The sequence below is a fragment of the Mesorhizobium sp. M7A.F.Ca.CA.004.12.1.1 genome (assembly GCF_003997835.1).
Lineage (GTDB): Bacteria > Pseudomonadota > Alphaproteobacteria > Rhizobiales > Rhizobiaceae > Mesorhizobium.
Genome location: NZ_RZRK01000387.1, coordinates 1 through 5,795 on the forward strand (window position 1 = coordinate 1; position 5,795 = coordinate 5,795).

The following is a 5,795-nucleotide window of genomic DNA, read 5'->3' on the forward strand; positions in this document are numbered from 1 at the left end:
GCCGCGCGTCGTGTCGACGCCCATAACAGCGCCATTTGGCGCCCGCTTGACCCCGGTCACCTCGCAATTCTGGATGATGTGGACGCCGCGCGCCGAGGCGCCGCGCGCATAGCCCCAGGCAACCGCATCATGCCGCGCCGTGCCGCCGCGACGCTGCAGCGACGCACCGACCACCGGATAGCGCGCATCCCTGGAGGTGTTGAGCGGTGGGCAGAATTCCTTCGCCTGCTCCGGCGTCAGCCATTCATTGTCGATGCCGTTCAGCCGGTTGGCGTGCACGTGGCGCTTCAGCACCTGGACGTCGTGCACATTGTGGGCGAGCATCATGACGCCGCGCGCCGAATACATGACGTTGTAGTTGAGTTCCTGGCTCAAGCCATCCCACAGCTTCAGCGCATGGTCGTAGATGCCGGCGCTCTCGTCATAGAGATAGTTGGAACGGATGATGGTGGTGTTGCGGCCGGTGTTGCCGCCGCCGAGCCAGCCCTTTTCCAGCACCGCGACATTGGTGATGCCGTGCACGGTGGCGAGGTAATAGGCGGTGGCCAGGCCATGGCCGCCGGCGCCGACGATGATGACGTCGTATTCTTTCCTGGGCTCAGGCGAGGACCACTGTTCCTCCCAGCCCTTGTGACCGCGCATGGCTTCACGGGCGATGGCGAATACCGAATATTTCTTCAACGTCCCAACCTCGCCCCAAAAAGGCTTCGCGAATGGCGGCCGGCGTTCATTCGGTCCCGGCGCGCGAGGTGTATCACTAGCGAAACAGCGCTTCCACCCTTGCGCTGTTTGCGACGGCGCTTGCCGTTTTGCGCCGCGCCTTCAACGGCCGCCGTTTTGAGCTTCGCCTTTTGCTGGTTCAGACGAGACACGCTTCACGATGGACGGTCCGATTGCATAGGTCGGCCGCAAATAACCTTGGCGGCAATCGGCGGCGATTTTACGAATTTCCGCATCGTCCGACTGCTCCGCCATGGCCACGAAACGCTCGACGATCACCTCGCGCGGCCTGATAGCTACTGCCGCCGCAAAGCGCCGCAACACCGGATCCGCATGCTCAAGCAACTGTCGCAGGTCCTTGGAGCTCGGCATGAAATAGTGACCATAAGCATTGACCAGTGTCTTGAAAGCCGAGTCCGGACGCAGGGCGGCGGCATTTTCCACCGCAAGCTTTAGCTGCCAGCGCTCCGCAAGACAGATGAACTGGACCACCCTCCATCGAACGCCGGCATGTTCGTCATCCAGCCGCAGCATCACGCGGCCAAGAATGGCTCCATCGGCCGGCGTCGTGCATCCCAGAAGTGCCTCGATTGCGTCGAACCGGATGCCTGAGACCTGACTGTCGAGCAGATCGGCTATCTCTGCGACAACGCAATTCATCTTGTAACCTATCCGGGAACTGGCTTCAGCCGTCAAAAAAGCCGCGGCGGCCTGCGTATGAAGGTTGTCGGACGTCAGCAGCGGCCGAAGGTTTTCGAGCGGAAAGCCCTTATGAAATTCCGATTGGAGAGCGAACGTCAGCTTGCTGTTGCCCTCGAAGCCGGAGGCCAACAACTTGCTCATTATGTCTTGGGGGGTCATTGGAATGGGTGGCGCATCCACCCGCAAGGTTGAATGGCGTCTTGGTACCCCGGTGTCCATCCGACGTCAAGAAATCGTCGCCGATGGCTTCGCACGTATCGGGTGGCTCGCGTTGCCTCGATCTGCGACCAAGCATCCCAACTGCCAGTGAAGCCGGCCCAAATAACAAGGATGCAGAAATGTTCGCACTCGCCAACAAGGTCGCCATCGTCACCGGCGCCAGTTCCGGCATCGGACGCGCCACGGCAAAACTCTTTGCCGAGGAAGGCGCCAAGGTCATCGTTGCCGCCCGCCGCCAGGCCGAACTCGATGCGCTTGTCGCCGAAATCGCGGACACCGACGGCATCGCCATCGCGCTTGCCGGCGATGTCCGCGACGAAGCCTACGCGAAAGCCCTCGTCGATCTGGCGGTCGAAAAGTTCGGTGGGCTCGACATCGCCTTCAACAATGCCGGCGCCGTCGGCCGGATGGGACCGATTTCGGACCTGCCGCTGGAAGGCTGGCGCGAGACGCTCGACACCAATCTCACCAGCGCGTTTCTCGGCGCCAAATACCAGGTGCCGGCAATGATCGAGCGTGGCGGTGGTTCGCTGATCTTCACTTCCACCTTCGTCGGCCACACAGTCGGCATGCCGGGCATGACAAGCTATGCCGCGAGCAAGGCCGGCCTGATCGGACTGACACAGGTGCTTGCCGCCGAATACGGCCCGAAAGGCGTGCGGGTCAACGCGCTGCTGCCCGGCGGCACAGACACGCCGGCGGCAACCTTCAAGACCCCGGAATCAAGAGCCTTCGTCGAAGGCCTGCATGCTTTGAAGCGTATCGCAATGCCGGAGGAGATTGCCCGTTCCGCGCTCTATCTCGCCTCCGACGCCTCGAGCTTCACCACCGGAGCGGCTCTGTTTGCCGATGGCGGCGTGTCGATCAATCGGACGTGAAGGCTTTTCGCGGCCGGATGCATGTTCATAGCCGCCAGGCAGACGTCCGGTCTTGATTTCTCGCCGCGATTTGGCGATTCCGTTTCTGTCCAAAAGCGGGTCTGGAACCATGATGCTGATCAGAACCTATGTGACTGCGAGTGCGATCGAAGGCGTCGGCGTGTTCGCCGCGGAGCCGATCAGGAAAGGCGCTTCGATCTGGCGGCTCGATCCGGATTTCGACCGGCTGATCCCCATGGACAAATACGAGACGGCACCCCCGCATCTCAGAGAACTGCTCGACCGCTATGCCTATCCGAGCCCGGACCGGCCGGGTTTCATGGTCTATGAAGTCGACAATGGCCGCTTCATGAACCATTCCAGCAATCCGAATACGGATTTTTCGCAATATGGCGGAGCCACGGCGACCCGCGACATCGCCGTGGGCGAGGAGATCACCTGCGACTACGGCGAGTTCTTCGAGGATTTCGAGCTGCTGCACCTCGCGAGGGCCTAGTCGGCTCCTTATCTCAAGGGCAAGTGGCACACTTGTCCAAGGGCAAACAGACGGCGGCTGGCCCCGCAAAATCATTTCCGCTGTGGACAGCGCGGCATGATTCTGGTATCAGCCGCCCCAATTCGTGGTGTAAACCGCCGCGGAGGCTAGTGGCTATGGCCGCTTGCCTGTTGATATCAAACCCGAAAGACAGGATTGCCCGTGCAGGTACTCGTCCGCGACAATAACGTTGATCAGGCGCTTCGCGCTCTCAAGAAGAAGATGCAGCGCGAAGGCATTTTCCGCGAAATGAAGATGCGCGGTCACTACGAGAAGCCGTCCGAGAAGCGCGCCCGTGAAAAGGCTGAAGCTGTCCGCCGCGCCCGCAAGCTGGCCCGCAAGCGCGCCCAGCGCGAAGGCCTGCTGCCGATGACGCCGCGCCCGGTCGCTGCTGGCGCCGCCGGCGGTGCAGGTGGCGCTCCGCGTCCGCCGCGGTTCTAACGCCAATTTTTCGTCCTTTTCGAAGGATATCAGAGGTGGCGCGATGTGGAATCGCCGCCACCTTTTTGTTTTGATGTGACCGGTCCGGAGGGGGAGCCGGACCTGAACGACGCGGCTTGAAGTGAGGACAGGGCAGACATGAACGCAACGAGCGTGGAGCGCGGGACTGCATTGCGTGGTTTCGCCCTGACAGCGGCCCTGCTCTCCGGACTGGCGCTTGCCGGCTGCCAAACGGCGGGCCCGACCGGTGAATTCAACAACATCGACAAGGCGCAAGGGTCGAGCGAGAACATTTCTTCGCTGTCGGCGGTCATCCAGCGCAATCCCCAGGATCCCGAAGGCTACAATGTGCGCGGCTCGGCCTATGGTCGTGGCGGCCAGTACCAAGCGGCGCTCAAGGATTTCAATCAAGCCATCCAGCTCAACCCGAATTTCTTCCAGGCCTATTCGAATCGCGCGCTGATCCAGCGCTTCCTCGGCAATCAGGAAGCCGCGCTCGCGGACTACAACCGTTCGATCCAGATCAACGGCAACTACGACGCCGCCTATATCGGCCGCGGCAATCTCTACCGCAAGGCGGGTCGCACCCAGGACGCCTTCAACGACTTCCAGAAGGCAATCCAGCTCGATACGACCGACGCGCGCGCCTACCACAATCGAGGCCTGATCTATCAGAGCCAGGGCCAGCACAAATTCGCCATCGAGGACTTCTCGACCGCCATCTCGCTGGCGCCGGACGCCGCCGAGCCCTACAACGGCCGCGGCCTCTCCTATCTGGCGACCAACGACGAGGACAACGCCTTTTCCGATTTCAACATGGCGATCAAGCTCGACGGCAGGAATGCCGAGGCCTGGTCCAACCAGGCGCTGATCTATGAGCGGCGCGGCGACAAGGCGAAGGCCGCGAAATCCTATAAGGAAGCCGTTCGCCTCGACCCTACCTACCAGCCGGCCAAGGATGGCCTCGCCCGCGTCAGCTGATCTCGGTTTCGGCAAGCGCTTCCCATACGAATCCGCGTGACATCCAAGTGCCGCGGGATCCTTTGCGTGTCCTAAAGGACGCACTTCGCAACCGGGCATTAACCCAGGCAGGAGGCTTTCGGCCCCTGCCTTGATCGCGCCAAGTTTTCAGCGGAACGGTCTACCCACCCAAGCCGTTGTTGAAAGTATTTTGCGAAAGGACCCTCCCATGATCAAGAAACTCGCCTGCGCCGCTGCCCTCGCCACGACGATGTTCGCGGTGGCTCCGGCCAGCGCCGGCAAGCTGCAACTCGGCACGCTCGATTGCACCATCGACGGCGGCACCGCTTATATCGTCGCTTCCAACAAGGGCGTGTCCTGTGTCTTCCGGCCTCATCATCACGGGCCGTCCGAGATTTACACAGGCATCATCTCCAAGATCGGCCTCGATGTCGGCCAGACGCATCAGGGCCAGCTCGTCTGGGCCGTGCTGGCCGCGACCCGGGATCGTGACGGAGGCGATCTCGCCGGCAGCTACTACGGTGTCAACGCCGAGGCGAGCGTGGTGACCGGCGGCGGCGCCAATCTGCTGGTTGGCGGCCTGGACAGCGCCGTCATGCTGGAGCCGCTCAGCGTCCAGGCGCAGACCGGCGTCAACCTTGCCGTGGCCGTGACCTCGCTCCAGCTGATCCACTCATTCAAGTGATTGCATGGAGCCGTGCGCTCCATGACCCCTCACCCCGCGGCGCGGAACCAGATAGGATGGTTTCGCGCCGTTTGATTTTGGGGGGGAACCATCATGCTGAAGACAGCCATAGCTGCCGCCATGTTCACGACGCTATCCGGAGCGGTGCAGGCGCAGGACCGAGGCATGGAAGTCGGTACGCTTGACTGCGCCATAGGCGGCGGCACCGGCTTCATCTTCGGCTCGAGCAAGGATCTGAGCTGCACCTTCAACCCCGCCGACAAAAGCTTCGCGCCGGAAGCCTATTTCGGCGCCGTCAACAAATACGGCCTCGACATCGGCACGACGAAGCAGACGGTCATGCAGTGGATCGTGCTGACGCCGCTGAAGAACATCTATGCGCCGGGTGCGCTGGCCGGCGACTATATCGGCGCCAGCGCGGAGGTGACGGCCGCCGTCGGCGCCGGCGCCAATCTGCTGGTCGGCGGCTCCTCTCAGGCCTTCACCTTGCAGCCGCTCAGCTTGCAGACGCAGACCGGCATGAACCTCGCGATCGGCGTCAGCCAATTCCAGCTGCGCAGCACCGAGAATTGATCGCGCAACGAAGCCCGCCAACCGAAGGGGCATCCGCGCGAACGGCCCTCAAAACAACGCT

The 5,795-nt window shown here is 62.2% G+C and carries 8 protein-coding genes; 6 read left to right on the plus strand and 2 right to left on the minus strand.

Annotation, left to right across the window (positions count from 1 at the left end; all coding sequences use genetic code 11):
- Together EN984_RS20125 and EN984_RS20130 are read right to left on the minus strand one after the other, a co-directional pair.
- Positions 1-681, minus strand: a 681-nt coding sequence (locus EN984_RS20125) for an FAD-dependent oxidoreductase (protein ID WP_127383901.1), incomplete at its 3' end; no start/stop codon positions are given.
- Between the two features lie 141 nt (positions 682-822).
- Complete coding sequence (locus EN984_RS20130) at positions 823-1,563, minus strand: hypothetical protein (protein WP_127270059.1); 741 nt, start codon at positions 1,561-1,563, stop codon at positions 823-825.
- Between the two features lie 197 nt (positions 1,564-1,760).
- Between EN984_RS20130 and EN984_RS20135 the strand changes: the two genes are divergently transcribed.
- The 6 genes from EN984_RS20135 to EN984_RS20160 all read left to right on the plus strand — a co-directional run bounded on the left by EN984_RS20135 (position 1,761) and on the right by EN984_RS20160 (position 5,734).
- On the plus strand, positions 1,761-2,519 hold the full coding sequence (locus EN984_RS20135; protein WP_127383902.1) for an SDR family oxidoreductase: 759 nt from the start codon (positions 1,761-1,763) through the stop codon (positions 2,517-2,519).
- Between the two features lie 109 nt (positions 2,520-2,628).
- A complete protein-coding gene (locus EN984_RS20140) occupies positions 2,629-3,015 on the plus strand; it encodes an SET domain-containing protein-lysine N-methyltransferase (RefSeq protein ID WP_127267753.1) in 387 nt (128 codons plus the stop codon).
- Between the two features lie 201 nt (positions 3,016-3,216).
- Entirely contained in the window at positions 3,217-3,495 is a 279-nt protein-coding gene (gene rpsU, locus EN984_RS20145) for a 30S ribosomal protein S21 (RefSeq protein ID WP_023810129.1), read from the plus strand.
- Between the two features lie 138 nt (positions 3,496-3,633).
- Positions 3,634-4,476 (plus strand): tetratricopeptide repeat protein, encoded by an 843-nt coding sequence (locus EN984_RS20150; RefSeq protein WP_127267752.1) that lies wholly within the window; start codon positions 3,634-3,636, stop codon positions 4,474-4,476.
- A 208-nt stretch (positions 4,477-4,684) separates the two neighbouring features.
- Positions 4,685-5,161: a DUF992 domain-containing protein gene (locus EN984_RS20155; RefSeq protein ID WP_127267751.1), complete on the plus strand. Its 477-nt coding sequence runs from the start codon at positions 4,685-4,687 to the stop codon at positions 5,159-5,161.
- Between the two features lie 93 nt (positions 5,162-5,254).
- Positions 5,255-5,734, plus strand: coding sequence for a DUF992 domain-containing protein (locus tag EN984_RS20160; protein WP_023810132.1), 480 nt, complete (start codon positions 5,255-5,257; stop codon positions 5,732-5,734).
- Positions 5,735-5,795 lie beyond the last annotated feature (61 nt).

What these genes read in the sequence shown, in the direction of transcription:
- EN984_RS20130 (WP_127270059.1), bottom strand. Translation starts at nt 1,563, where the DNA reads ATGAGCAAGTTGTTGGCCTCCGGCTTCGAGGGCAACAGCAAGCTGACG.
- EN984_RS20135 (WP_127383902.1), top strand. Translation starts at nt 1,761, where the DNA reads ATGTTCGCACTCGCCAACAAGGTCGCCATCGTCACCGGCGCCAGTTCC.
- EN984_RS20140 (WP_127267753.1), top strand. Translation starts at nt 2,629, where the DNA reads ATGATGCTGATCAGAACCTATGTGACTGCGAGTGCGATCGAAGGCGTC.
- EN984_RS20150 (WP_127267752.1), top strand. Translation starts at nt 3,634, where the DNA reads ATGAACGCAACGAGCGTGGAGCGCGGGACTGCATTGCGTGGTTTCGCC.
- EN984_RS20155 (WP_127267751.1), top strand. Translation starts at nt 4,685, where the DNA reads ATGATCAAGAAACTCGCCTGCGCCGCTGCCCTCGCCACGACGATGTTC.
- EN984_RS20160 (WP_023810132.1), top strand. Translation starts at nt 5,255, where the DNA reads ATGCTGAAGACAGCCATAGCTGCCGCCATGTTCACGACGCTATCCGGA.